This window comes from Pseudoalteromonas sp. 2CM37A (assembly GCF_023161885.1).
In the GTDB taxonomy this organism is placed as follows: domain Bacteria; phylum Pseudomonadota; class Gammaproteobacteria; order Enterobacterales; family Alteromonadaceae; genus Pseudoalteromonas; species Pseudoalteromonas atlantica.
On the sequence record NZ_JALNTJ010000015.1, the window covers coordinates 1 to 26,121 of the forward strand.

Annotated in this window: 24 protein-coding genes and 1 tRNA gene; 13 read left to right on the forward strand and 12 right to left on the reverse strand. The window is 39.8% G+C overall.

Features of this window, described 5'->3' with window-relative positions:
* Positions 1-73 (reverse strand) — tRNA-Phe (locus MTF68_RS18955).
* Positions 74-411: 338 nt separating this feature from the next.
* On the opposite strand from MTF68_RS18955, the gene MTF68_RS18960 reads away from it, so the two are divergent.
* A complete protein-coding gene (locus MTF68_RS18960) occupies positions 412-3,186 on the forward strand; it encodes a hybrid sensor histidine kinase/response regulator (RefSeq protein ID WP_248463336.1) in 2,775 nt (924 codons plus the stop codon).
* A gap of 50 nt (positions 3,187-3,236) precedes the next feature.
* On the opposite strand, the gene MTF68_RS18965 is transcribed toward MTF68_RS18960, so the two are convergent.
* Together MTF68_RS18965 and mutY are read right to left on the reverse strand one after the other, a co-directional pair.
* On the reverse strand, positions 3,237-3,509 hold the full coding sequence (locus tag MTF68_RS18965; RefSeq protein ID WP_004587535.1) for an oxidative damage protection protein: 273 nt from the start codon (positions 3,507-3,509) through the stop codon (positions 3,237-3,239).
* A 33-nt stretch (positions 3,510-3,542) separates the two neighbouring features.
* Positions 3,543-4,604, reverse strand: a complete 1,062-nt coding sequence (gene mutY, locus MTF68_RS18970) for an A/G-specific adenine glycosylase (protein ID WP_248463337.1) — start codon at positions 4,602-4,604, stop codon at positions 3,543-3,545.
* A gap of 161 nt (positions 4,605-4,765) precedes the next feature.
* On the opposite strand from mutY, the gene trmB reads away from it, so the two are divergent.
* The 4 genes from trmB (at position 4,766) to arcA (ending at position 9,526) form a co-directional block, all read left to right on the forward strand.
* On the forward strand, positions 4,766-5,491 hold the full coding sequence (gene trmB / locus MTF68_RS18975; RefSeq protein WP_024031613.1) for a tRNA (guanosine(46)-N7)-methyltransferase TrmB: 726 nt from the start codon (positions 4,766-4,768) through the stop codon (positions 5,489-5,491).
* Positions 5,492-5,535: 44 nt separating this feature from the next.
* Entirely contained in the window at positions 5,536-6,561 is a 1,026-nt protein-coding gene (locus MTF68_RS18980; protein ID WP_248463339.1) for a methyltransferase, read from the forward strand.
* 154 nt (positions 6,562-6,715) lie between these two features.
* Entirely contained in the window at positions 6,716-8,320 is a 1,605-nt protein-coding gene (locus MTF68_RS18985; protein WP_029772454.1) for a HAMP domain-containing sensor histidine kinase, read from the forward strand.
* Positions 8,321-8,809: 489 nt separating this feature from the next.
* Complete coding sequence (arcA, locus tag MTF68_RS18990) at positions 8,810-9,526, forward strand: two-component system response regulator ArcA (RefSeq protein ID WP_004587530.1); 717 nt, start codon at positions 8,810-8,812, stop codon at positions 9,524-9,526.
* A 14-nt stretch (positions 9,527-9,540) separates the two neighbouring features.
* Here the strand turns inward: arcA and arcB are convergent, their stop codons facing one another.
* The gene (gene arcB / locus MTF68_RS18995; RefSeq protein ID WP_248463341.1) at positions 9,541-11,859 is read right to left on the reverse strand and encodes an aerobic respiration two-component sensor histidine kinase ArcB; all 2,319 of its coding nucleotides are present in this window, start codon (positions 11,857-11,859) and stop codon (positions 9,541-9,543) included.
* Positions 11,860-12,085: 226 nt separating this feature from the next.
* Between arcB and folE2 the strand changes: the two genes are divergently transcribed.
* The 4 genes from folE2 (at position 12,086) to ampE (ending at position 15,489) form a co-directional block, all read left to right on the forward strand.
* Positions 12,086-13,006: a GTP cyclohydrolase FolE2 gene (gene folE2 / locus MTF68_RS19000; protein ID WP_055254809.1), complete on the forward strand. Its 921-nt coding sequence runs from the start codon at positions 12,086-12,088 to the stop codon at positions 13,004-13,006.
* 114 nt (positions 13,007-13,120) lie between these two features.
* On the forward strand, positions 13,121-13,717 hold the full coding sequence (locus tag MTF68_RS19005) for a DUF2726 domain-containing protein (RefSeq protein ID WP_024031608.1): 597 nt from the start codon (positions 13,121-13,123) through the stop codon (positions 13,715-13,717).
* Between the two features lie 119 nt (positions 13,718-13,836).
* Complete coding sequence (gene mtnN, locus MTF68_RS19010) at positions 13,837-14,544, forward strand: 5'-methylthioadenosine/S-adenosylhomocysteine nucleosidase (protein WP_004587526.1); 708 nt, start codon at positions 13,837-13,839, stop codon at positions 14,542-14,544.
* Entirely contained in the window at positions 14,545-15,489 is a 945-nt protein-coding gene (gene ampE, locus MTF68_RS19015) for a regulatory signaling modulator protein AmpE (RefSeq protein WP_248463342.1), read from the forward strand. It abuts the gene before it with no gap.
* A gap of 69 nt (positions 15,490-15,558) precedes the next feature.
* On the opposite strand, the gene tyrS is transcribed toward ampE, so the two are convergent.
* Positions 15,559-16,758, reverse strand: coding sequence for a tyrosine--tRNA ligase (gene tyrS / locus MTF68_RS19020; protein WP_248463344.1), 1,200 nt, complete (start codon positions 16,756-16,758; stop codon positions 15,559-15,561).
* 379 nt (positions 16,759-17,137) lie between these two features.
* Here tyrS and MTF68_RS19025 point away from each other — a divergent pair, with 379 nt between their 5' ends.
* Positions 17,138-18,451 carry a peptidoglycan DD-metalloendopeptidase family protein gene (locus MTF68_RS19025; protein WP_004587523.1) on the forward strand — a complete coding sequence of 438 codons (1,314 nt, stop codon included), beginning with the start codon at positions 17,138-17,140 and terminating at the stop codon, positions 18,449-18,451.
* Positions 18,452-18,527: 76 nt separating this feature from the next.
* Here MTF68_RS19025 and MTF68_RS19030 read toward each other — a convergent pair whose 3' ends face one another.
* The 5 genes from MTF68_RS19030 to MTF68_RS19050 form a co-directional block, all read right to left on the reverse strand.
* Positions 18,528-18,704 (reverse strand): hypothetical protein, encoded by a 177-nt coding sequence (locus tag MTF68_RS19030; RefSeq protein WP_024031605.1) that lies wholly within the window; start codon positions 18,702-18,704, stop codon positions 18,528-18,530.
* A gap of 13 nt (positions 18,705-18,717) precedes the next feature.
* The gene (locus MTF68_RS19035) at positions 18,718-19,689 is read right to left on the reverse strand and encodes an aldo/keto reductase (protein ID WP_004587521.1); all 972 of its coding nucleotides are present in this window, start codon (positions 19,687-19,689) and stop codon (positions 18,718-18,720) included.
* Between the two features lie 138 nt (positions 19,690-19,827).
* Positions 19,828-20,958: a sodium ion-translocating decarboxylase subunit beta gene (locus tag MTF68_RS19040; protein WP_004587520.1), complete on the reverse strand. Its 1,131-nt coding sequence runs from the start codon at positions 20,956-20,958 to the stop codon at positions 19,828-19,830.
* An 11-nt stretch (positions 20,959-20,969) separates the two neighbouring features.
* Positions 20,970-22,748, reverse strand: coding sequence for a sodium-extruding oxaloacetate decarboxylase subunit alpha (oadA, locus tag MTF68_RS19045; protein WP_248463345.1), 1,779 nt, complete (start codon positions 22,746-22,748; stop codon positions 20,970-20,972).
* A gap of 9 nt (positions 22,749-22,757) precedes the next feature.
* Entirely contained in the window at positions 22,758-23,003 is a 246-nt protein-coding gene (locus tag MTF68_RS19050) for an OadG family transporter subunit (RefSeq protein ID WP_024031602.1), read from the reverse strand.
* Positions 23,004-23,528: 525 nt separating this feature from the next.
* Here MTF68_RS19050 and MTF68_RS19055 point away from each other — a divergent pair.
* From MTF68_RS19055 to MTF68_RS19065, 3 genes are all read left to right on the forward strand, one after another.
* Complete coding sequence (locus MTF68_RS19055) at positions 23,529-23,702, forward strand: DUF1328 family protein (RefSeq protein WP_002961939.1); 174 nt, start codon at positions 23,529-23,531, stop codon at positions 23,700-23,702.
* 52 nt (positions 23,703-23,754) lie between these two features.
* On the forward strand, positions 23,755-23,946 hold the full coding sequence (locus MTF68_RS19060; protein WP_004587517.1) for a hypothetical protein: 192 nt from the start codon (positions 23,755-23,757) through the stop codon (positions 23,944-23,946).
* A gap of 156 nt (positions 23,947-24,102) precedes the next feature.
* Positions 24,103-24,570: a YcxB family protein gene (locus tag MTF68_RS19065; protein ID WP_248463346.1), complete on the forward strand. Its 468-nt coding sequence runs from the start codon at positions 24,103-24,105 to the stop codon at positions 24,568-24,570.
* Between the two features lie 50 nt (positions 24,571-24,620).
* Here MTF68_RS19065 and csrA read toward each other — a convergent pair whose 3' ends face one another.
* Together csrA and MTF68_RS19075 are read right to left on the reverse strand one after the other, a co-directional pair.
* Positions 24,621-24,812: a carbon storage regulator CsrA gene (csrA, locus tag MTF68_RS19070; protein ID WP_004587515.1), complete on the reverse strand. Its 192-nt coding sequence runs from the start codon at positions 24,810-24,812 to the stop codon at positions 24,621-24,623.
* Positions 24,813-24,901: 89 nt separating this feature from the next.
* The gene (locus MTF68_RS19075; RefSeq protein WP_024031600.1) at positions 24,902-26,119 is read right to left on the reverse strand and encodes an aspartate kinase; all 1,218 of its coding nucleotides are present in this window, start codon (positions 26,117-26,119) and stop codon (positions 24,902-24,904) included.
* Positions 26,120-26,121 lie beyond the last annotated feature (2 nt).

Below are 26,121 nucleotides of genomic sequence, written 5' to 3' on the forward strand. Positions count from 1 at the left end.
TGCCTCGACCCGGAATCGAACCAGGGACACGAGGATTTTCAATCCTCTGCTCTACCAACTGAGCTATCGAGGCACTTTAACAGTGCTAATTAAAAAGTCATAAATGATTTTTAATGCAATTCCCACTCAGCGCTATCGACTGAGCCATCTGGGCGTGCGGCGTATTAAACGAGTTTTGCCCTTACAAGTCAACTTTTTTTTTACTCTTTATAACTGTTTGAACGGTTTTCACACAACAAAGCGAGTTTTTATAGACTAATGTTTATTTATCCAACAAAAACTTACGAAAAACCTTAATTTAACCAATTAAACCAGACTAAAAACGTAGTGTATTATTTGATGTAAATGATACGATCACATTGATAATGCGTTAAGGCTTATCGTACAGACAAATACCAATGGGAACAATCAATGCAGAGTAAACTCTCTTCGCCGGTAAAAGGCTTACTGCCGTTTTTTTTAATTATTAATATTGCAGTAACAGCGCTTGCTATTGTTGCCTTTGCGTTTTATTCGCAAAACACACAACCTGCACCAGCAGCCAAACAAAAAGTAAGTATTACGCAGCTAGCACAACAACTTGATTTACCAATGGTAGATGCACTTACTATGTATGGGCAAGGCAAGGTTCGCCAGCTACTTGAGCTTACCTCAGTATTAGATGATGAGTTTGAATATACGCTCTATCGCTTTAATGCCACCTCAGAAACCCAACTTGTATATAGCAGCACTAAACCCGCTATCGAGTCTAAAAAAGTAGATGAGCATTTAACTGAGCAAGGTATATTGCACCATATATTGCTTTTGAACGACCAGCCTATTGGTGAGCTAATAATAAAACAGCAGTTACCAGCACCGCCTTTAACGCAGCAAGACTCGCAAGTAATAGCCTATATTATTGCAATTGTAAGCGTGTTTGCCTTATTTGCATTAGCCCTACTATTTAATACCTATATAAATACTCGCTTGCGTAAAAGTAGTCATTTATTAAATGAAGAACTTCAAGCGATTACCGAAAATGGCAATTACGACAGTAAAGTAAGTGAAAAACTAGACCTAGGCTTATCTGGTGTAGCTAAAAACATTAACTTGCTGCTAGATAAAGTTAACTCAGTAATGTCTGAAAAAGAGACTGCGCAAAAAGAACTTCAAAAATTACAAACAGGCCTTGAGAGCGAAGTACAACAAAGAACAATTGCATTAGAGCAAGCGACATTAAAAGCACAACGCGCTAGCGAAACTAAAACGACCTTTTTAGCCACTATGAGCCATGAAATTCGCACCCCTATGAACGGCGTTATTGGCACTATAGATTTATTAAGACAAACAGAGCTTGATGGCGCGCAGCATCGTTTAAGTACTATTATCCGTGAGTCAGCGTTTTCACTATTAAGTATTTTGGATGATATTTTAGACTTCTCTAAAATTGAAGCGGGTAAGCTAAATATTGACCCTACGCCTTTTTCAGTTACTGATACGATTGAAGAGGTTGCTCGCGTGCTTTCATCTGTTGCTAAAAAGCGCAAATTAGATTTAGAGCTTTCTATTGCGCCAGATATTCCAACTAATTTAACTGGCGATACAATACGGGTTCGCCAAGTACTGTATAACCTTTGTAGTAATGCAATTAAGTTCACCAGCACTGATGACAAACGCCAAGGGCACGTAAAAATATCGGTAGAAGTGGCTCATAATACGGCAGATCATTTTACGCTGCGTTTTTGCGTTACCGATAACGGCAAGGGCATGACCCAAGCGCAACTGCGAGAAATATTTAACCCGTTTGTGCAAGCCGAAAACTCAATTACCCGTGAATACGGCGGCACTGGTTTAGGGCTTTCTATTTGTAAAAGTTTAACCGAGCTTATGCTCGGTACTATTAATGTAACTAGCCATGCAGGCATTGGTAGCGAATTTACCGTTGAGCTTCCGTTTGGTACCTCAGGAAAAATTAAGTACGCACATAAAAATGCGCTCAATGGCAAACATGTAGTGGTAGTGAGCAATCATTTAGAGCGCGAAAAAGCAATGTACCGCTATTTATCATTTATGGGCGCTAAAATTACCTACGTGCACAACCAGCAAGAAATAGAAGCTCAACAAGAGCAGCACGACATTATCTGGGTTGTCGATGGCATAGATGATATGGAAAAAGTTAACTCTTTACTGCGTCGTCTTATTTACTCACTTGAAGATAATAATCAACAAGTAGTGGTATTAAGTAAGCTTGATGAAGCCGCTATAAATCATAAAAATGTATTTTATATTAATGCCTCACCGCTGTGTAAATCTAACTTTATGATGTCGATATTGGTAGCTGCAGGCTTGCATCAACCTAAACAAATTAAAAAAACAAAAACACTCAACAATTATTTAAATGTTGAACAAGCACGCGATGCAAATAAACTCATTTTATTAGTAGAAGATAACCTACTAAACCAGCAAGTTTTAACCGACCAACTGCATATACTAGGCTATGGCGTTGAAGTGGCAAATAACGGTGAAGAAGGTTTAGATATGTGGCGTCAAAACAATTACTCGCTCATATTAACCGACTTACATATGCCAAAAATGTCAGGTTACGATATGGTTGAAAAAATTCGTGATGAAGCCGAGTTGTTAGATTCTATAGACGCTCAGCCTTATATTATTGCGGTTACTGCCAATGCGCTCAAAGGTGAAAAAGAGCGTTGCCTGGCGGTAGGTATTAATGACTTTATTACTAAGCCTATAGAGCTTAATGCCTTAGAAGATACCTTAAAGCGTTGGTATGATAAGCATAATAAAGACCAAGCTGTTGTCATTCATCAAAAGCCTGCCATGCCTATTAATATGGACGCGGTATCTACTTATGTAAACGGCGACGAAGCCAAACAATTACGCTTTTTCAAAATGTTTTTAGAGCAAAGCCAAAGCCTAATTAAAAGCATTAACTCAGGCGTTATGGTTAATGACAGAGACGAGATAAGCAGTGCTTGTCATCAGCTAAAGGCTATCTCTAAAACTATTGGTGCAGAGGCCGTTGCGCAATGTGCAGAAGAGTTTGAAGAGAAGTGTCGAAATGCAGAGCTTGATACTGATGAGCTAATAGCGCAAAGAGATACCCTTGAAATTGAATACTCTAAAGCCGCACAGTTTTTAAAAGAGCAAGTGCGCTCAGCGAATACTGATGAAGAAACGCTATAAAATATAGCTATAAAAAAAGGGCTATATAGCCCTTTTTTTATGCCTAAAAATTACTTTTCAGGAGGTCGATAACCTTCAATTTCTACGTCTTTGTCTTCAAACAAAAAGCCAACCATTTGCTCTTCTAAAAACGTACGGTGCTCTGGGTCCATCATATTTAAATGCTTTTCGTTAATTAGCATAGTTTGCTTATGCTGCCACTGGCCCCATGCTTCTTTAGAAATATTATTAAAAATTTTCTCGCCTAGTTCACCGGGGTATAACTGAAATCCAAGCCCTTCGGCTTCTTTTTGTAACTTTTGACAAAATACTGTACGTGCCATAATTGACTCTCTTAAGCGCTAAATGCTAATAGTTTAACCTATTGGGCTCATTTGTTTAACCAACTTTTTAGTCGGTGCAGCTAAACCCACCTCTATAGATTGATCGAGTGGGTACCACACAAGTTGTTTATCGTTTACTACATCCGGTACGTTATTAATATTAAGCACATGTGGATTTATTGTCAGCTCAAAATGCGAAAACACATGAGTAAAAGGCGTTAGCTCTTCCAGCTCGGTTTTTAAGCCTTGCTGATTTAAAAATAACACCATTTCGCTGTATTTGTTAAACTCAAAAAAGCCAAACAGACCGCCCCAAATACCGCTACTTGGGCGTTTTTCCATTAAAACTTTCTCGTCATGCTGAATAATTAATTGGTGACAACTCTTTTTAGGCACCGCTTTTTTAGGTTTAGAATGAGGAAACTCTTTTACTTTACCGGCATTAAACGCACCGCAATCGCTATTAAGTGGGCACGCTTGGCAATCAAAGCGACTGCGAGAGCAAAGGCTGGCGCCCAAGTCCATCATGGCTTGGTTAAACTCAGTCACATTGTTTTTAGGGGTTAACTGGGTAGACAAATGCCAAAGTTGGTTTTCTACTTTTTTTACCCCATACCACCCTTCAACCATAAAATAACGGGCAAGCACTCGCTTAACATTACCATCTAAAATAGGGTGGTGCTGGCCAAGCGACAGCGATAATACCGCACCTGCGGTAGAGCGCCCTATTCCGGGTAAATCCATGACTTCTTCAAGTGTAGTAGGAAATTTACCTTGGTATTTATCTCGCACTATTTTGGCCGTTTTATGTAAGTTGCGTGCCCGTGCGTAGTAACCTAAGCCAGTCCAATGATGCAGCACTAAATCTTCATCTGCATTTGCTAAAGCAATGATATCTGGGAAGCTTGCCATAAACTTTTCAAAGTATGGAATAACCGTAACAACTTGCGTTTGCTGTAACATTACTTCTGACACCCACACTTTATACGGTGTTTTACCTAGTTGCCAAGGCAATGTTTTACGCCCATGAAGGTGATACCACTGAACCACTTGGTTAGCAAATTTGTCTGACTGCTGTTTATTTAAATCCAACATATACTACTTTTACTCATGCTCAATAGCGGCTCAGTCTATTGCAGTTAATAAAAAGATCAAGCTATGAAGGCGCTATAACACGCTAATACTTGTGATTAGCTGCGTGGTCAGGGATAATACGCAACCATTTTTAAACACATTGTTTTTGTCAGGCCAATAATATGAGTGAATCAAGTAACAACAACCTTGAGCAAGCTAAGCAAGAAGGTAAGTATATCCGCACAATTCGCAGTTTTGTAAAACGCGAAGGCCGCTTAACTAAAGGCCAAGCTGCCGCAATTGAAAAATGCTGGCCAACTATGGGGCTTGAGCATAAAAACGGCCTACTCGACTTAGCCCAAGTATTTGGCAATAACAATGATGTAGTATTAGAAATTGGTTTTGGTATGGGCAAGTCATTAGTTGAAATGGCAAAAAATGCACCACACCTAAACTTTATTGGTATTGAAGTACATCGCCCAGGCGTTGGTGCATGTTTAATGGATGCAGATGAAGCTGGTGTTACTAATTTACGTGTATTTGAACACGATGCGGTAGAAGTGCTCGCTGACTGCCTTGCAGATGAAAGCTTAACAACGCTGCAATTATTCTTCCCTGATCCATGGCATAAAAAGCGTCATCATAAACGCCGTATAGTGCAAACAGAATTTGCTGAAAAACTGCGTACCAAATTAAAAATTGGCGGTGTTTTTCATATGGCTACTGACTGGGAAAACTACGCCGAGCACATGCTAGAAGTTATGCAAGCAGCGCCAGGCTATAAAAATCAGTCATCTACCAACGACTACGTACCTCGCCCTGATTCGCGCCCGCTAACTAAATTTGAACAGCGCGGCCACCGTTTAGGTCACGGCGTATGGGACTTAATGTTTGAGCGCACAAAATAATTACACCAATTTACTAATCAATAATTTGTAAGGCAAAGCCATTTATGAGCGTATTAACCAACCCAAGTTTACTGTTACTTCGTAATAGCGAAGAACTAGTGGGAAGATCTATCTTGGTGGTCAACTTTGTTCAAGATGGCTTTTTAACAGAGCTAAAGCAGCTAAATCCTCAAAGTGCCATCACCGCATTTAGTTATAACCATGCTAATGGGGAATTTGCTAAAAAAATAAATGGCATAGATGTGTGTGTTAACCATGAAATGGCCGCCAACGATTACGATTTAGTCATTCTTTACTACCCAAAATCAAAGCCTGAAGTATTAATGGCACTTGATAATATTCGCGCCGTTATTAACGAAAAAGCACAGCTACTTGTGGTAGGCGAAAATAAAAGTGGCGTTAAATCGATAGAAAAGCAGCTCGCGGGCAAAGCGCAGTACAGTAATAAAATTGACTCTGCTAAGCATTGTATTTTGTTCTCATTTGAGCAACTAGAGAACAACCCAACCTTTGAGATTAGCCGCTACCATAAAACGTTTAGAGTAAATGTAGCAGGAGTAGAGTTTGATGCTATCAGTGTTCCGGGTGTATTTAACCACGGCGCTTTAGATGCTGGCACAAAAATGCTACTAGAAAATGCCCCGACCACTAAACAAGGTAATGTACTGGATTTTGGCTGTGGTGCGGGCTTAATAGCCACTTTTTTAGGTATTAAAAACCCAGCACTGACTTTTACTTGCAGCGATGTGAGCGCACTTGCAACTTATGCTACTGAGCAAACATTAAAGCTTAATAATATTAAAGGCGGCACTATTTTAAGTGATGGCTTAAAAAGTATTAGCGGCAAGTTTGATTTAATAGTTAGTAACCCGCCTTTTCATACTGGCATAGCGACCGACTACACAATTGCAGAAGCATTTTTATCAAATGCTAAGCAGCACTTAACCAAGGTAGGAAAGCTAAGCATAGTGGCTAATAGCTTTTTAAAATACCCGCCAATTTTAGAGGCGCAGTTTGGTAGCTTCCACACTGTGTACAAAAATAACAAATTTGCCGTTTACAGTAGCTAACTAATTATACTTAATTAGGCTAAGTGTAATTAATACTTAGCCTAACTTTCGAATAAATATCAGAATTAATTTCACTATTTCCCTTCACTTTCTATGGTTTTTGCTAAACTAAGGTTCTAAATATAAATATTCATGCTTAGGCGATGCAGCAATAATGCCAAAAAAAGTACATCAAAAAAGTATTCGAAAAGCGCTGATCAACACCATCATGCTTATCACTGCTATTTGTTTAACTTTATCGGTTTCAATTTCCACTTATATGAGTGTAAAAGAACAAAAGGAACTGATCATAAACAAGCTCGTGATCCTTTCCGATATTGTTGCTTTTGATGCCGCTGATTCATTGGTAAAAGACGACAGAAAAACAGAAGAAAAACGCCTTAAGTCGTTTGATAAAATTCCCCTTGTTAAAAACATTCATATTTACGCAATAGAGAAAACATCGAGTAAACCTGTATTTTTTATTAGCTTTAATGCTAAAAAAACCCCACCTGTTCCGCTGCGCGTAGACAGCATTAAAGAGCTTAACGAGCCAAGAGCGACCAACAACTACATTGAGCTAATAACACCTGTGCTTAATAACGAGCAGGTGGTGGGTTACGTTTACATGCGTGGTAGTTTAGAAAGCCTAGATGAATTTATAAAACAAAAAATTATTATAGATATTTTCCTTACCCTGTTTATTTTGTTTTTTGTGTACTTTATAGCGATAAAAACACAAAAAAGTATCGCTAACCCTATTGAACACTTAAGTGTATTGCTACAAGACGTATCAAAAAATCATAACTATGACGTACGCGCACCAAGCACCAGCGTAAAAGAGGTTACAGCCTTATCAAACAGCTTAAATATCATGCTTACTCGCACCCGTAAGCAAATAGAACGTCATGAAAAAGACAAACTAGAGATTAAACAACTCAACCAAAGCTTAGAAGAAAAGGTAAGCCAAAGAACAATAGCCCTGCGTGAAGCAAACCAAGAGCTGCTTTCTACCCTTGAGCGAATGCACCAATACCAAGAACAAATAGTAGAAAACGAAAAAATGGCATCTTTAGGGCAAATGGTAGCCGGCGTAGCCCATGAGGTTAACACCCCAATTGGCCTAGGTATTACTGGCTCAACCTTGCTGCGCGATAAACTTGCCGATATTCAGCTTAGTTTTGATAATAAGTCTCTAACTTCTAACCAATTAAAACGCTTTATTGACGAAGGTATCGAAAACCTTGATTTAATTTATAGAAACCTAAATCGTGCGGCCGACCTTATCTCTAACTTTAAAAAGGTAGCTGTAATTCAAGATGACGGGATTAAAACCCATGTAAACATCCATAGGTTAATATCTGATGTGTTAATGTCGATTCAATCAGAGTTAATAAAGTCAAAGCCTAACGTTGTGATCAATTGTCCGAGTGATTTAACCATTGAGAGTAAATCTGAGCCACTACAACAAATATTCCAACAGCTTATTTTAAACTCTGCCATTCATGGTTTTAGCAATAGCGAAAATAACGAAATTAAGTTTGATATAGAAATAACAGGCCCACAAATAAAAATAATCTACACAGATAACGGCCAAGGCGTTGATAAAAACGTCAAAAACAGGATATTTGACCCATTTGTAACCTCTAAGCGAGGCCAAGGGGCAAGTGGTTTAGGCATGCACTTAGTGTACAACTTGGTAACCCAAGCACTAGGTGGGCATATACTGTATGACCTAGATGCAAAACCCGGCGTACGCTTTGTTATTACAATTCCATAAAAAGTGTTTAAAAAAAGAGTATTTATTTACGCTTTTTACTTGAATTACCATTTAATGACCTTATAGAGAGAGCATGTGATATTTCATGTTTAATTATTTAACTTGATCTAATAATTAAGCGATACAATTTCTGAACTTTATTGCTTTTGCAGTATCACATACATTGATGAAAGGTTATAAAATGATATAATTCCGTTTTGAATTTGCGCGATTATTTTTAGTACCTTTAAGCGATTGGTGGATGTATCAATTATTAAAGGAAATGGCTTCGTTTTCATAATTCAAAAGCTGCATCCGTTATATATCATTAAACAGTAGTTTTTGCACAATGCCTTTTGGTTAGTTTGGAACACCCCTACTGTTTTATTTTTATCCAACTTGTTTTTTCTTGTTAACATTTGGGTATAATCCTATAATCTCTAGTAATCGAATTATTTAGTTAAGATTCGATTTTTTGTAAATAAAATATTCCAAAAAGGTTAATTAATAATGCAAACGCCAGTCATTCTAATCGTAGAGGATGAAGACGTAACTCGACTAAACCTCGTGAGTTTATTTGAAGCTGAAGGTTACAAAGTTATTGAAGCCATTGATGGCGATGATATGCATGACAAGCTTACAAATAATGATGACGTCAATCTTGTAGTTATGGACATCAACCTACCGGGTAAAAACGGGCTAATATTAGCACGTGAATTACGCCAAAAACGTAAAGTCGGTTTAATCTTTTTAACCGGCCGTGATAACGATGTAGACCGTATTTTAGGTTTAGAAATTGGTGCTGATGATTACATCACTAAACCTTTTAACCCTCGTGAATTGACTATACGCGCTCGCAACTTAATTACCCGTACAGCGCTAGGCGGCGAAGAGTCAGTGCTAGAAACCAACGGTGTAATTACATTTAACGGTTGGGAACTTGACGAAAACAGCCGTTGTTTAACGTCACCAAATGGTGATGCTAAGCGTTTACCTAAAGGTGAATACAGAGCGCTGCGTTTAATGCTTGATTCTCCAGGGCGTATTTTTAGCCGTGAACAACTTATTAAGCATATGACTGGCCGTGAGCTTCGCGCTAATGACCGTACAGTAGATGTAACGATTCGTCGTATTCGTAAGCACTTCGAAAGTGATAATTCTACTTCTGAGCTAATCAGCACCATCCATGGTGAAGGTTACCGCTTTATTGGTAAAATCGACGCTTAATTAGAGTAAACCGCTTACTCTAATAATTGTAAAAACGAATGAAGGGCAATTTGTCCTTCATTTATTTTATCTGCCAATGTATCCAACCATTCTTTTAGTACTTCATCTGATTCATCAAGCGCACCGTGTTCCATCTTTTTAGCATGTAACTGTACGTCGTTTAATCCTACAGAGCCCGCAGCACCTTTAAGCTTATGCGCCACCGATTTGTACTCTTCCCTGTCGTTTGCATTTAACACGCTTTGCAGCTCTTGCTGATATTGCGGGTTTAGTTTTTCAAACAAACCACTGCTGCGCTTAAATACTTCAAGCCCCATAGAGTTTACAAAGTCTTCAATGGTTTCAACATCAAGCACACCTGCATTAATGCCCTCAAGCGCTTCTTTACTTACCGTGAGCAGCGGTTTGTCTGATTCACTTTGTTGAATATCAAACAAATCAGCTAGCATTTTATCAAGCTTTATTGTATTAATCGGTTTAGCAAGCGCCCCTTGCACCGAAATACCTTCTAAGTCTTCTTCGGCGCTACGTACATTCGCTGTAAGCGCAACGATAGGTAGTTTATCAAAATGGCTATCGGCACGTATTTGTCTTGCCACCTCATCACCATTTATATCGGGCAGTTGCATATCAAGTAGTACTAAATCTAGCTCGTCTTCGGTTTCTACAAACGAGAGTGCATCTTCACCCGTTTCGGCCCAAATTACTTCATGGCCGCGCTGCTCTAACAGGTTAGTCGCAATTTCAGCATTTAATGGCACATCCTCTACAAGTAAAATATATAAACCTCTACCTGCATAGCTTTGTTCGGTAGGCGCTACACATAAGCTAAGCGGTATGTGCACGGTAAAGCAGCTGCCTTCACCTTCTGTACTGGTTACCGAAATAGTGCCTTTCATTGCACTGACCAACGCTTTGGTTACGGCTAAACCAATGCCTGAGCCAATCGCGTTTTTACCGCTTAAATCTGGGGCTTTGTAGTACATATCAAATATGCGCGAGAGTTGATCCTCTGGGATCCCCTGCCCTGTGTCTGATATTTTAAGTTCAAGCCACGGTCCATCGTTACGCTCTTCTCGGCTACATGTGAGTTTTACCTCGCCATGCTGGGTAAACTTAACGGCATTATTAATTAAGTTCCATACCACTTGGCGTAAACGCGTTGGGTCTAGGAGTGCATAAACATCTAATGTGCCATTTCGCTCAATTGAAAATTCAAGCTCTTTTTGTTCAGCAATTAAGCCGGCAAAGTTCACTACATCGTTAATAAAGTCTGAAACGTTAATAGAGTCGGTTGCTATATCTAATTGCTCTCGGTCTATTTTATCTAAATCTATAATATCGTTAAAAATATTACCTAAGGTTTCAGCACTCGAAAACACCGTATTACACCAACTGCGTTGCTGCTTATTAAGCTCTGTATCAAGCAGCATGCGGGTTAAACCTACAATGCCATTTAATGGCGTGCGCAGCTCATGACTAAGCGTTGCTATAAACTTACCTTTATCCTTATAGGCTGTTTCAAGCGCTTGTGCTGCTTCTTTACGGCTGGTTATATCACGGCCAAATGCAAGCAAACCTATGTAGTCACCTTGATCGTTTATAAACGGTAATTTACGCAGCTCAAACCAACGGTTTTCACCATTAACCATATATTCAACATCAATTGTCAGCGCTTGATGCGTTTGCTCGACTTGTTTATCGGTTCTGAGTACTTCTGCTAAAAAGTAGCTTGGGAAAATCTGCTCCACTGTTTTACCAATTAGTTCAGCGCTGGTTTTGCCCATAACCTCTTCAAACATTTTATTACAGCCGGCAAACACGCCGTTGTTATCTCGGTAATAAAATAAATCGGGAGAAGAGTCGACAATAGAGCGAAGGAGCATGCCTTGCTGAGCTAGTTCTTGTTGTGTTTTTTTACGCTCTGCTATTTCGCGGCGAAGCTCTTCAATGGCGCGATGCTTGGCATGAAAAGCCATTTTTCGCTCATCTATTTCAATGTTGAGGCGGTTGATATTATCTTTTAATGTTTGGTTTAACAGCTTTTCTTGTTTTGTGGCGCTGTCTAAATAAGCGTATGAGGCATCTAATTGTCTAATCGAGTTGAGTAAAATACTGATCATAAAGGGAGATACAACCGCAGTAAAAAATACCACAGCTAAAATATCAACTAAATTAACCTCACCCAGTGCCACATAATAAAACATACTCGACAATATAAGCGACACGCCTAATAAAAGCGCGTAGCACATTGCCGCGGTTTTTAACTCGCCAAAGCGAGTTATTAAACTAGAAAGTACTCGAGCCCAAGGGCTCAAAGAAGAATCGGTCATAGGTCAGTGTATCTCGTTACTAGGCATAAATAAAAAGTGCCTATTAATAGTCAAACGCATTTTGCAGCAGATTTTAGCATTTTTCTATTAGCTATATTCATGTTGTGCGACAAAAACAGAAAATTTTCATGTTTACTTTTGCCTACTTGTTAAACTCATCATTTCAGCAATAAATTATTTAGTGTAAAATGCTGCGCTTTATTATGACCAATAACGAGTAGCGCACATGCAAACCAACATGCCCGATATAGCTGATACGGCTCCCGCCTTACAAACAGGTAAGTTAGACTGGGTTGGTATGGGCGAAATAGAACTGCCATTTATTTTTGAATCGAAAGATTTAGCACCCGTTACCGTTAACGCAAAAGCGCGTGCCTTTGTTAATTTGCATAAAGAAGACGCTAAAGGCATTCATATGTCGCGTTTATTTTTAGCGCTTGATTTACTCTCAACAGAGCAACAAGTTAACCCACAAACTTTAGCTCAAGCACTCGATACCTTTATCACCAGCCACGAAGGATTAAGTGACAAAGCTCAAATAGAGTTTAAATTTGAATTACCGCTGCGTCGTAAATCGTTGTTAAGCGGTAAAGCAGGTTGGAAAAGCTACCCAATTACCCTAACCAGCACTATTGAAAATAGCGTAATTAGCTACGAGCTAAGCGTTGATGTTACTTATTCATCAACCTGTCCATGCTCTGCAGCACTTGCTCGCCAACTTATTCAAAATGCTTTTAGCGAAAAGTTTAATCAAGAAACACTTAATCAAAAAGACGTTTTAGCATGGCTAGGTACAACGCAGGGTATTGTGGCAACGCCTCACTCACAGCGTTCAATTGCAAACGTTAAAGTAAAGCTAGACAACACGATTAGTGAATTTGACGTAGTAAATTTAATTGATACATTAGAAGCTGAACTAAAAACCCCGGTACAAGCGGCAGTAAAACGTGAAGATGAGCAAGAATTTGCCCGCCTTAACGGTCAAAATTTAATGTTTTGTGAAGACGCTGCACGTAAAATTAAAGCGGTTCTTGAAAACGATAACTTTAGTGATTACTGGCTACAAATCAACCATTACGAATCGCTCCATGCGCATGATGCAGTCGCTATTGCCGTTAAAGGAATTGAGGGCGGTTACAAAGCCTAACAGCCCTGCTGCATTAATAATAAATACATACGGTAATTAGCCATAACAACCAATTTTTAGGCACGTAAATTGCTTTACTTGAGCAGTGTCAATTTGTTGTTATGGAGTTACCGTATGGAATTCGCTTTATTATCAATTTTAGTATTAGTGGTTGGGGCCTCTGTGGTTGCGTCAAAATTTAGTGATGATGGCGGCAATCCCTATCCTTTTACCCGCAAACAAACCGTGTTTACACAGGTTGAGGGTGCATTTTTAAATCTTTTAGAGCGTGCGGTAGGCGATCAATATAAAATTGTGAGCCGCGTCAAACTCATCGATGTAATCGACTGCAAGCAAGGCCTTTCTGCTAAATCAAAACGTGCAGCTTTAGCTAAAGCTAAAAATAAACAACTCGATTTTGTGCTGGTAGATAAAGAAAAAATGACGATAGTCGCTGCGGTCGATTTAGTTAACAACGCCAATAAAGATGGCCACAAAGCGCAGCGCGACTGGTTTGTAAACGGCGCTTTAGAATCTGCGGGCATTCCACATATTCGTATGAAAGTAAAATCAGGCTACCGCCCTTCTGAGGTGCGCGATGCAATTATGTTTAAATTAGGCAAACCTGCAGCGGTGCAATCGGCTCGTCCAACACGTAATCGTGTAAGTAAACCTGCGGTATTGTCACCTTCTCAGGCTAAAGCGCAAACCACTGCGTTAGCCGAAATTTAAAATAGAATTAAATACTCTCCTAAAAGTATTTAAAGCGAGCCGTAAAACAGCTCGCTTTTTTGTTTTTTATTGCTAACTTCACGTATAATCTACGTATTCAAACTCAGGAATCAAACACTATGAATGTTGGTATTATTGGCGCAATGGAGCCAGAAGTTAAAATTTTACGTGAAGCAATGCAAAACCCACAAGTGCTAACTAAAGCAGGGTTTACCTTTTACACAGGCGAATTAGCAGGTAATACAGTAACACTTGTGCAATCGGGTATTGGTAAAGTGGCATCAACGATTGCAACCACGTTATTAATTGATAACTTTAATCCTGATTGTGTTATTAACACAGGTTCTGCCGGTGGCTTTGATCCCTCTCTAAGTGTTGGCGATGTTGTTATCTCTTCAGAAGTACGTCATCACGATGTAGATGTAACCGCTTTTGGCTACGAAATTGGCCAAGTTCCACAAATGCCAGCAGGCTTTGCCGCACACCCAAAACTAGTTGAAGCTGCCGAGCAAACCATTGCGCAAATTAGCGAAGTAAAAACCTTAGTCGGCTTAATTTGTACGGGTGATTCATTTATGTGTGATCCAGTACGAATTGATAAAGCACGCAGCGACTTTCCTACAATGCTTGCAGTAGAAATGGAAGGCGCATCTATTGCACAAACGTGTTTTGCGCTTAATACGCCATTTGTGGTTATTCGCTCTATGTCTGACATTGCCGGTAAAGAGTCGCCGCAATCGTTTGAAGAATACTTAGAGACTGCATCAATCAATTCATCAAAAATGGTTGTTGCACTATTGGAAAAACTAACAAAAGTTACACTGTAAATGCTAAGCAATATTGTTCAAAACCATTTGGACTTTATTGCCTTTTTTGTGGCGCTCATTGCTGAGCGCTTTTTCCCGTTAAAAAGCTGGTATCACCCTAATACAGTATTAACCGCTGTATTTAGTGCTATAGGAAAACGGGTTTATAAACCAAGTGAGCCTAAAAGTTACCTTTATTTAGCCTCCACTCTTGCCTGTGCGCTAGTTTTAAGCGTTATTCTTATTATTATTGTGTTACTGCTTGAATTTGCCTTTTATCCTGAGCTGCTAGCGGGCCTCATTTTATATTTGTGCCTAGAAAGCAAAGCGATTGAAAAAAAAGCCCTGCGTGTTGCAAAGTTAGTAAAACAAAACCAAAAATCTACCGCGCGTGAACTCGTAAAGCCACTGCTTGCCCGAGAGGTCAATAAGCTCTCAGCGCCAGGTATTATTAAAGCCTTAATTGAAAGCTTAATTTTACGAACTGCCCGTAATTACTTTACCGTTATATTTATATTTTTATTACTTGGGCCGATTGCCGCTTTAGCGTATCGGCTACTGACTTTAATGCAGCATGCTTGGCGCACCGATATTTCACCTAATAGCCACTTTTTAAAACCGCTTAAAATCCTTTTGTTTATAATCGAATTTATCCCCGTACGCTTACTTGCATTAACCATTGCCGCAAGCAAAGCCAGTAAACAAAGTATGCATTATATAAAGCACTATGGCAGACACTTTTATCAAACAAATACGGGGTGGATTTTAAGTGTGTGCTCCGCCTCTATTGGCGTACAGCTAGGCGGCCCTGCGGTTTATTTTGGTAAGCGTTTTAATAAAATGCGAATTGGAACCGAGCGACTCCCAAAAGCCGAAGACGTCCCTGTGAGCATAAATAGATTAAATCAAGCGCGTGCATTTTGGCTGTTAGTTATTATCAGTATTGAGATATTAAAGCTGATTTAGTGGTTTTTAGCAGCCAAAATACGCGCACAAAAAAACCAGCCTAAGCTGGTTTTTTAGTTTTAACTGCGCTTACGCTACAGTAATGTTGGCAAACTTACGTTTACCTACTTGGTAAATAGCGGTCGTGCCTTTTGCTACTTCAAGTTTTGTATCAGTGATTTTATCTTCACCGTTAAGTTTTACTGCACCTTGCTTAATCATGCGCATTGCTTCAGAGGTACTGGCTACTAAATTAGCTTCTTTAAGTAAGTTAGCAATTAAAATACCTTCTTCTGCAATGGTAATTGTCAGCTCAGGGATTTCATCAGGTAGCGCTTTTTTCTGAAAACGTTTGATAAAGTCATCGTGTGCGGCTTGCGCAGCTTCTTCACTGTGAAAACGTGCAATTAACTCTTTCGCCAGCTCAATCTTAATATCACGCGGGTTAGTGCCCTGCTCTATGCGTTGTTTTTGCGCTGCAATTTCTTCGATTGATAAGCTGCTTAGTAAGTCGTAATAGCGCCACATAAGTACGTCGCTAATCGACATTACTTTACCAAACATATCGTTTGGCGCATCAGTAATACCAATGTAATTACCAAGCGACTTAGACATTTTTTGAACGCCGTCAGTACCTTCAAGTAATGGCATCATTAATACTGTTTGAGGCTTTTGGCCTTCTACTTTTTGAAGCTCGCGGCCCATTAAAAGGTTAAAGCGCTGATCAGTACCACCAAGCTCTACGTCTGACTCAAGTGCAACCGAATCCCAGCCTTGTACGAGTGGGTATAAAAATTCGTGAATTGCAATGGGTTGTCCGTTGCCGTAACGCTTTTTAAAGTCGTCACGCTCTAGCATACGCGCTACAGTTTGATTAGCTGCAAGTTTGATCATACCTGCTGCGCCCAGGTTTTCCATCCACGAAGAATTAAACGCAACGGTGGTTTTAGCTGGGTCTAAAATCTTAAAAACTTGCTCTTTATAAGTCTCAGCATTGGCAAGTACATCTTCACGGGTCAGTGGTTTACGTGTTACATTTTTGCCTGTTGGATCGCCAATCATGCCGGTAAAGTCACCAATTAAGAAAATAACCTCATGACCTAAATCTTGAAAGGTTTTCATTTTATTAATTAGTACAGTGTGACCTAAATGTAAGTCTGGCGCGGTAGGATCGAAACCGGCTTTAATTTTTAACTTTTTGCCCGACTTTAGTTTTTCAACTAATTCGTCTTCAATTAATATCTCTTCTGCACCGCGTTTTATCTCTGCTAGAGCGGTTTGTAAATCCACTGTGTATTACTCCAAAATTCTGCCAACGAAGGGGCAACTAGATGACTTGCTACATAAGGGTTTAAAACAGATTTAAACCAAAAGCACTTATGTTGCTAACATAACAAATTTCTACCTAATTAAAACAATTTTTTATGCGAATAATGCAACTAAACTCAATAAGCTTAGTCTCACTGTGTTAGGCAATTAGAAATGGTGTTTAAACGCCGATTTTAGCGCACTTTAGAATCAGTTTAAATCGATAAACTTAAACAACTATAAATTGTCATTTTACTAACATTTGCGGGGCTTTTAGCTTTATTTACTAGTATTCGTACCTTATTACGTATATCCTGCATTAATATATAATTTATTTTCACGACAGCAGAAAAGGCACGTTATGGTTCACGTGGTTAACACGCTTCCCAAAAAACACAAATTGCTTATTCTAGGTTTGGTTTCTGCTATTGTTGGCTTAGCCTTTCTTCCTTCAGAAAAAGCGACTGCATCCAAAGACAATAGTGCAAATGCACTAGAAATTGGTAAGCGTTACGAGTTACAAGTTAAAGTTGAAGACAACGAAAAATTAACTGAATTAAATTCGCCAGAAGCAGCAGAAAAGCTGCCAGAATACGACTTAGTCGATCATCAAGTTAAAAACGGCGATAATTTAGCAATTATCTTCAAGCGTGCTGGCTTTTCAGCGCAAACGCTTCACAAGCTAATTAATACCAATGCTGAAACACGCAAACTAACTAAAATTCACCCAGGTGAAATACTTAGTTTTGCAACAGCAGAAAACGGTGATTTAGCTCAGCTTCGTTATGTTATTTCAAAAACAGATACTTTGTTTGTTACCTTAAATGACGAAGGTAATTACGACACATCAATAGATAGCAAAGAAATAGAAACACTGAGCAAAACAGCCGGTGGCGAAATTTCTAGCAGCTTTTGGACCTCAGCAATTGCTGCAGGCTTAAGCGAGCGCCAAATAATGAACTTTGCTGATATATTTGGTTGGGATGTGGATTTTGCCAACGATATTCGTAAGGGCGATCAGTTTGGGCTAATTTACGAGTCGCATTATGTTGATGGCGAGTTTATTGGCACTGGTAAAATTATTGCGGCAGAATTTATAAACCAAGGCCAGCGTTATGCGGCTATTCGCCATACCGACGGCAGCTTTTATACGCCTGAAGGGCGCAGCATGAAAAAAGCATTTTTACGTGCGCCAGTAAACTTTAAGTATATTAGCTCGAGCTTTAACCCACGTCGCTTACATCCGGTAACAGGGCAAGTAAGAGCGCACCGTGGTATTGATTACGCAGCACGTACAGGCACTCCGGTTGTAGCCTCGGGTAACGGTAAAGTAATTAAAGCAGGTTACAGTAAGTACAATGGTAACTACGTATTTATAAGCCATGGCACACAGTACGTAACTAAGTACTTACACCTTAACAAAAAACTTGTTAAAACAGGCCAAAAGGTTAAACAAGGTGACAAAATTGGTACCGTGGGTTCTACCGGCCGTGTAACAGGCGCGCACCTACACTACGAATTTTTAGTAAATGGTGTACACCGTAATCCTAAAACCGTTAAGTTACCTAAGTCTGAGCCATTACCACGCTCTGAACTTGCTAAGTTTAAACCTATTGCCGAAAACTTTATTGCACAACTTGAACGCAATCGCGAACTACAGCTAGCACTTAAGTAACGTATAAGTTATAGATACTAAAAAAGCCTTTGCAGGGTTAACCTGCAAAGGCTTTTTTGTGTTTTTTATTAGTTTATTAGTTTATTAATACATAAATTAGCTGTACGACTAAAGAAACCATAACCAGCGGCCAAATATATTTGCTGTATTTGGTTGCGCCATCCAACCCCATTTTTCCTTGGTACTTTTCAAGCAAAGGTATCAGCACTGCAAGAGCGACAAACAAGCAAATTAAAATAACAAATATATTCATTCCTAAACCTTAATTATGGTAATTCATGGCCTTTGGCACTTACATACAATGCATACCAATGTTCGCGACTTAACGTAACATTTAGCGCACCGCATGACGCTGCAATACGCTCAACGTTCGTTGTGCCAATAATTGGCTGTATTAATGCAGGGTGGCGTAATAACCAAGCTAAAACAATTGCCTCAGGCGTTGTATCGTAAAGTGCAGCAAGCTTATTTACGAGTATGCTGGTATTTATATCGGCTTGCGATGCATTTGTTAAATCGCCCCCTGTGTATAGCCCTTGGCATAAACTCCCCCAGCTTTGTATTTGAATATCAAAGTGGCGGCAATACTCAACACTGCCCGGTGTAAAGTTAAGATCTTTTCCATCTGCATTACCTGCATAAACACCTTCATCAACAAATTGATGTTTTTGTAAACTTGCTTCAATTTGATTAGCAACAATAGGCATATCTAAGGCATGTTGTAAAAAGTTCATTTGGTGCTGCTGCATGTTTGATACGGCAAAATTACGTACTTTGCCGCTTTCTTGTAGGCAGCTAAATACTTGTGCAATTTCTTCTACTTCCATTAGCGGATCAGGGCGATGAAGCATAAGCACATCAAGGTAATCGGTGTTTAAACGTTTAAGTGAACCTTCAACTGACTCTTCAATCCACTTGGCCGAAAAGTCGTAACGCTTGGGGCCTTTATCATCTTCAAAGCGTATACCGCATTTAGATTGAATATACATGTGCTCGCGCAGCTCTGGTCGCTCAGCTAGTGCTTGGCCAAATACCTGCTCGGCTTTGCCAAAGGTATAAATATCGGCGTGATCAAAAAAGTTAATGCCGCCAGCTATGGCTGCATCAATACACTCGTGAGTTTGCTTTAAGTGAGCCTTAGTAATGGCGTCTTTATTCCAACCGCCGCCTAGGCCCATACAGCCAAAAACGAGTCTACTAACATGAGGTAAATATTTTGCCAAAGGGGTGTGAAGCATGATGACTATCCTTATTAGTGTGCATAGCCCTCACTGTAAACAAAAACACGTCTGCAAACAAACTTTAATACGTGCAGTTTTATAGGCATAAAAAAAGCGCAGTAAACTGCGCTAATCGGTTGGATTAAATCCTAAATACTAGCCAACAAGCGCCAGTAATATACCTGCGGCTACGGCACTTCCTAGCACCCCAGCTACGTTTGGCCCCATAGCATGCATAAGTAAAAAGTTATGTGGGTTATTCTCAAGCCCAACTTTATTAACTACACGCGCCGCCATCGGTACTGCCGATACACCCGCAGCACCAATTAAAGGGTTAATAGGTGTTTTAGAAAGCTTGTTAAGGCCTTTTGCCATAAACACACCCGATGCTGTACCAATAGCAAATGCCAGCGCACCGAGCACCAAAATACCAATGGTTTCTACAGTTAAAAACTGATCAGCCGCTAGTTTAGAGCCTACTGCCAAACCTAAAAATATCGTGGTTATATTAATAATTTCGTTTTGGGCACTGTTACTAAGCCTATCTACAACACCAGACTCACGCATTAAATTACCTAAACAGAACATGCCTACTAAGGGAATAGCCGCTGGTAAAAACATAGCGGTTAAGCTCAGTACCATTAAAGGAAATACTATTTTCTCTTTTTTAGATACTTTGCGCAGCTCTGGCATTTTAATAGCACGCTCATCAGGTGTAGTTAATGCGCGCATAATTGGCGGCTGAATAATTGGCACTAACGCCATGTAAGAATAAGCAGCAACCGCAATGGCACCTAGTAAATCAGGGGCAAGCTTAGATGCTAAAAATATGGCTGTAGGGCCATCGGCACCACCAATAATGGCAATGGCTGAGGCATCTTGTAAGCTAAATTCAAAGCCAGGTACATAGTTTAATAAAATTGCCCCAAACAAGGTGGCAAAAATACCAAACTGCGCGGCTGCACCCAGTAATAACATACGCGGGTTGGCAATAAGCGCACTAAAATCGGTTAGCGCCCCTACTCCCATAAAAATTAATAAAGGGAAGATCCCCGTATCAATACCTACGTAATACACGTAATAAAGCAAACCACCTGGGTCAGAAAGCCCAGCAACCGGAATATTAGTCAGTATTGCGCCAAAGCCAATAGGCAGCAGTAATAGGGGTTCAAAGTTTTTAGCAATGGCTAAAAACAACAACAAACACCCTACCGCAATCATTATTAAGCCAGGAAACGTAAAGTTAGCAATGCCGGTAGCATGCCAAAGATTTAAAAGACCTTCCATTAAAGCTACTCCTACGCCATCGCTATAATTGCATCGCCCGTTGTCACAGCATCACCTTCAGACACTAAGACCTCAGCCACAGTACCTGAGTGCATTGCACGAACCTCGGTTTCCATTTTCATCGCTTCCATAATAACAACCACATCGCCTTCGTTTACGGCTTGGCCTGCTTTTACTTTTACTTTAAAAATATTACCTGCCAGTGGCGCATTCAGTGTTTCACCTGATGCAACCGATGCTGATTGTGGTAAGTGCTCTGAATCTTTTAGCGTTACCTCTTTAAGCTCGCCACCTTGCGCAACCACTACATCGTAAACTTTACCGTCAACTTTAACGCTGTATTGCTCAGCGCTAACACCTTTGTTACTTGCAGGTTTTGCTGCAGGCTTAGCGTTTGCATCATCAGCACTTGGCACTGCTTCAAAGGCATCTGGGTTGTTACGGTTTTTAATAAATTTAAGGCCAACCTGTGGGAATAATGCATAGGTAAGCACATCATCTATTTGCTCATCAGCAAGTGTTAAACCTTGTTCTTGCGCTTCTTTTTGCAGCTCTGCTTCAAGCGATGCAAGCTCTGGGGCTATATTATCTGCAGGGCGACACGTAATAACCTCGCTGCCATCAAGCACTCGCTCTTGCAGCTCTTTGTTCATAGGTGCAGGTGTTAAACCATACTCGCCTTTTAAAACACCGGCGGTTTCTTTGGTAATTGTTTTATAACGCTCACCCGTAAGCACATTTAGTACTGCTTGTGTGCCTACAATTTGCGATGTTGGAGTAACTAGCGGAATAAAACCTAAATCTTCACGCACGCGTGGGATCTCAAGTAATACTTCATTTAGCTTATCTGCTGCGCCTTGCTCTTTCAGTTGGTTTTCCATGTTGGTTAACATGCCACCAGGTACTTGCGCGAGTAAAATACGGCCATCAACACCTTTAAGGCTCCCCTCAAAGGCAGCGTACTTTTTACGTACATCTCTAAAGTAAGCCGCTATTTCTTCTAGCTGGTTTAAATCTAATTCGGTATCGCGGGGCGTTCCTTCAACAATCGCTACAATGGTTTCTGTAGCTGAATGACCGTAAGTCATACTCATTGAAGAAATAGCGGTATCAAGCATATCAATGCCTGCATCAATGGCTTTTTGATATGTAGCAGTACTTAAACCTGTGGTTGCATGGCACTGCATAGCAATAGGGATAGAAACGGTTTCTTTTAGCCCTTTAATAAGTTGCTCTGCATCGTATGGTTTTAATAAGCCTGCCATATCTTTAATACAAATAGAGTGACAACCTAAATCCTCTAGCTGTTTTGCAAGGGTTAACCACATATCAAGGGTATGCACTGGGCTTACAGTATAAGAAATAGTGCCTTGCGCGTGTGCTCCTACTTTTACAGCCGCTTTAATTGCCGTTTCTAAGTTACGTACATCGTTCATGGCGTCAAAAATACGAAATACATCTACACCATTTTTGTGGGCACGCTCTACAAACTTTTCTACCACGTCATCGGCATAGTGGCGGTAACCCAATAAATTTTGCCCGCGCAATAGCATTTGTTGTTTAGTATTAGGCATTGCTTTTTTAAGGGCACGAATACGCTCCCACGGATCTTCACCTAAATAACGAATACACGAATCAAACGTAGCGCCGCCCCACGACTCAATAGACCAATAACCGGCATCATCAAGTTTGCTAGCAATAGGTAGCATGTCATCTAAGCGCATACGGGTTGCAAGTAAAGACTGATGAGCATCGCGTAAAACAAGTTCTGTTAATTTTAATTTAGCCATGTGTGCCTCTTATTTATTATTTGATTTGTACTGAGCAATGGCAGCACTAATAGCAGCGATGTGCTCGTTTGGCACACCTTGAGATTTTAAAGATGGTGATTTAACCGGTATTGCAACTTCAGCCTCGTCAAAACGAGCAACCAAGTTAGACATGAGTGACACAGCACCAATCAATATTGAAAGAAATACAAACACGCCCACCATGCCCGTCAGCATCAAGCTACCTGCGGTTGTGAGTACAGCTCCTATATCCATTTTTCTCCCCCTGCACTATATAGCGATATAAAAAACCGCTTTATTTAAATAATTATTCACCGAATAATAACAAAACTTTTAACTTTGTCCACCGCCTGTCAATTGGTAAAACCAATTAAAATTAAACTAACATACAGTCACAATAGTTAACATAGCTAATACAGGGTTAAATTAGCTTAGATATAGATGATAAAAATAACCGTTATAGGCAAAGGTTATATGGTTAAACCCAAAAAACTTAAAAACTATAAAAAATAGTAAGTTAAACGGCAGGTAAAAAATCAGTTTGGGCTAAAATGTAAATTGGTCTTACCAAGATTAGTTAAGCAGCGCGCAAAAATATTTATTTTTTACTCTCTTTACAATAGTGTGAATAAGTTACATCGTTAAACGTAAAACTTACCAATCCTAAATTTATAACCCTCGCTCAAAAAACTATAACGCACTGAAAAATAACAAAATTAAACTCTGGCACGCAACTGGCATCATTACTTTCGAACGAATTTGATAACCAAGGAGAAAACAATGTTACGCTGGACAATTACATTTTTAGTTATTGCTTTAATCGCTGCAGTGTTAGGTTTTGGTGGTATCGCAGGTGCCGCAGCTGGTATAGCAAAAATTATATTCTTTATCTTTTTAGTACTTTTAGTGATTTCTTTAGTTTCAGGTGCGCTGCGCGGTAAATCGCCCAGGTAGCTACTAACATACTTAAAACACTAAACAATCAACATATACAAGGAATTACATTATGAACTCAACAACTTTAAAAGCAGCACTAATCGCCGTATTTGCAGGTTTCTTTATGATGGGTTGTGAAGACAACCACGCAGAAGAAGCAGGTGAGCGTATTGATGAAGCAGTAACTGACGTGCAAAACTCTGTTGAAGATGCATGTGAAAATGTAAAAGAAGGCGTTAACGCAGAAGAAACTAACTGTTAATCTGTTTGGTAACGTAAAAAACGGCTTTTAATAAGCCGTTTTTTTGTGCGCTAATAAAAAGCGGCTTATAACTCTTATAATGCATAGCCTACATTAACGGGTGTGATTTTTACGCTAGCTTGTTAAAATAGCGAAAACTATTACTTATTAGCAATTATGGCACTGACCACCACTTACACACTCGATAAACCCTACTACTACGAATGCTTTGACGAGTCCCACTCTTATAGTAAAGCAGCCAAGCCAAAGTATTTTTTGCTGGCATTACTGGTGTGCTTAGGTTTAATTAGTATTTACGCTATGGACGATCATTACCTAGGTACATTTTTAATAATGCTAGGTGTATTAGAATGCGTTGCCTTTTATTACCGTAGGCCTTGGTGGGTTACGCGCCAAATGTTTAGTCGTGCTTCGGGATCAACGGTTACTCTTTCGTTTACCGATGACGCTATTAGCACCGAAAACCACTATAAAAGCCATACATTTAAGTGGGCAGAAATAACCCATATTATTAAAACTAACCGCGGCTACTTAGTGCACCATAATAAGGGTATGCAATATATTTCTAGCAGTGTATTAACCGATGAAATGCGCGATTTTATAAACAAAAAAGCCACTCAGTGAGTGGCTTTTGGTATAGCTAAGTGCATTACTCAGCTAATTATACGAGTTGATTAAGCATTGCCCGGATTAGGGTTAGACTTTTCAGCTTGTATACGCATGTAAATCTCTTCACGATGCACTGAAACGTCTTTAGGTGCGTTAACACCAATTCGAACTTGATTTCCTTTAACACCTAATACAGTAACAGTTACTTCGTCACCAATCATTAGGGTTTCACCTACTCTACGAGTTAGTATTAGCATTCTCTTGCTCCCATGTTCCAATAAATTATAAGATTCCGCTTGACCATTTTAATGAAAAATTGATTGAAAAGTAAGTAAAAACTCCCAAACTATCCATTTTCTGTTAAAAATTCTGAGTGTAACGCTCTTACTGCTAGTTCTAAATACTTCTCGTCAATTAAAACCGATACCTTGATTTCAGACGTCGATACTAAAACTATGTGTATGCCTTCTTGCGCCAATGCATCAAAAAATTGATGCGCTACACCACTGTGAGACTTCATTCCTATGCCAACAGCCGACACTTTTGCAACTGTTGTATCACTAGAAATGCTATCAGCCTGCAGATTTACCTGTTGTTGAGTTAGTAAATCGTGTGCTTGCAAATAGTCATTTGAATGCACAGTAAAAGCATAGTCTATTTTTTCAAAGTTATGATTAACTTGACTAATCATATCTATTTCGATGCCATTTTCTGCAAAAAGTTTCAAAATTTTTGTAAGAGAATGAACACAGTATGGTACGCCATGTACCTTTATCAAGCATTCGTCACGATTAAACGCAATCCCCGACACAACCTTAGTTGGCATATCGCTCTCCTCAAAACTTATTAGCGTTCCTTCATCGGGCTCAAAACTCGAAAGCACCCTTAGCGGCATTTTATGATTACCAGCCGACTCAACAGCACGAATATGCAATACTTTTGCGCCTAAGCTTGCCAGCTCTAGCATTTCGGCAAACGTTACATGGCGCATTCGCTGTGCGTTTGGTTCTACACGAGGATCAGTAGTGTATACGCCATCAACGTCGGTATAGATCTGACATTCATCGGCTTTTATTGCCGCGGCTATTTCTACCGCAGAGGTATCGGTGCCGCCGCGCCCAAGGGTTGTAATATTGCCCTCTACATCGCGCCCCTGAAAACCGGCAATAATCGCCACCCGATTATGCTCAAGCTCATGCTTTAAACGCGTCGCAGCAACCTCTTCAATACGGGCTTTACCAAACATGTTATCGGTTTGAATATTAACCTGATCGGCTAGTAGGCTTACAGCCGAATGGCCACGTTTTATAATAGCCATAGCAAGGAGCGAAACAGAAACCTGTTCTCCAGTGCTAATAAGTACGTCTAATTCTCGGCTACTCGGGCGAGTATCTATTTGCTTGGCGAGGTTAATTAAGCGGTTGGTTTCTCCCGACATGGCCGAAAGAACCACAACCACTTGATGACCTTGCTGCTTAGTTTTAACAACAAGGTCTGCGACCGCTTCTATTCGCTCAATAGAGCCAACCGAAGTGCCGCCAAACTTTTGGACAATAAGTGCCACGT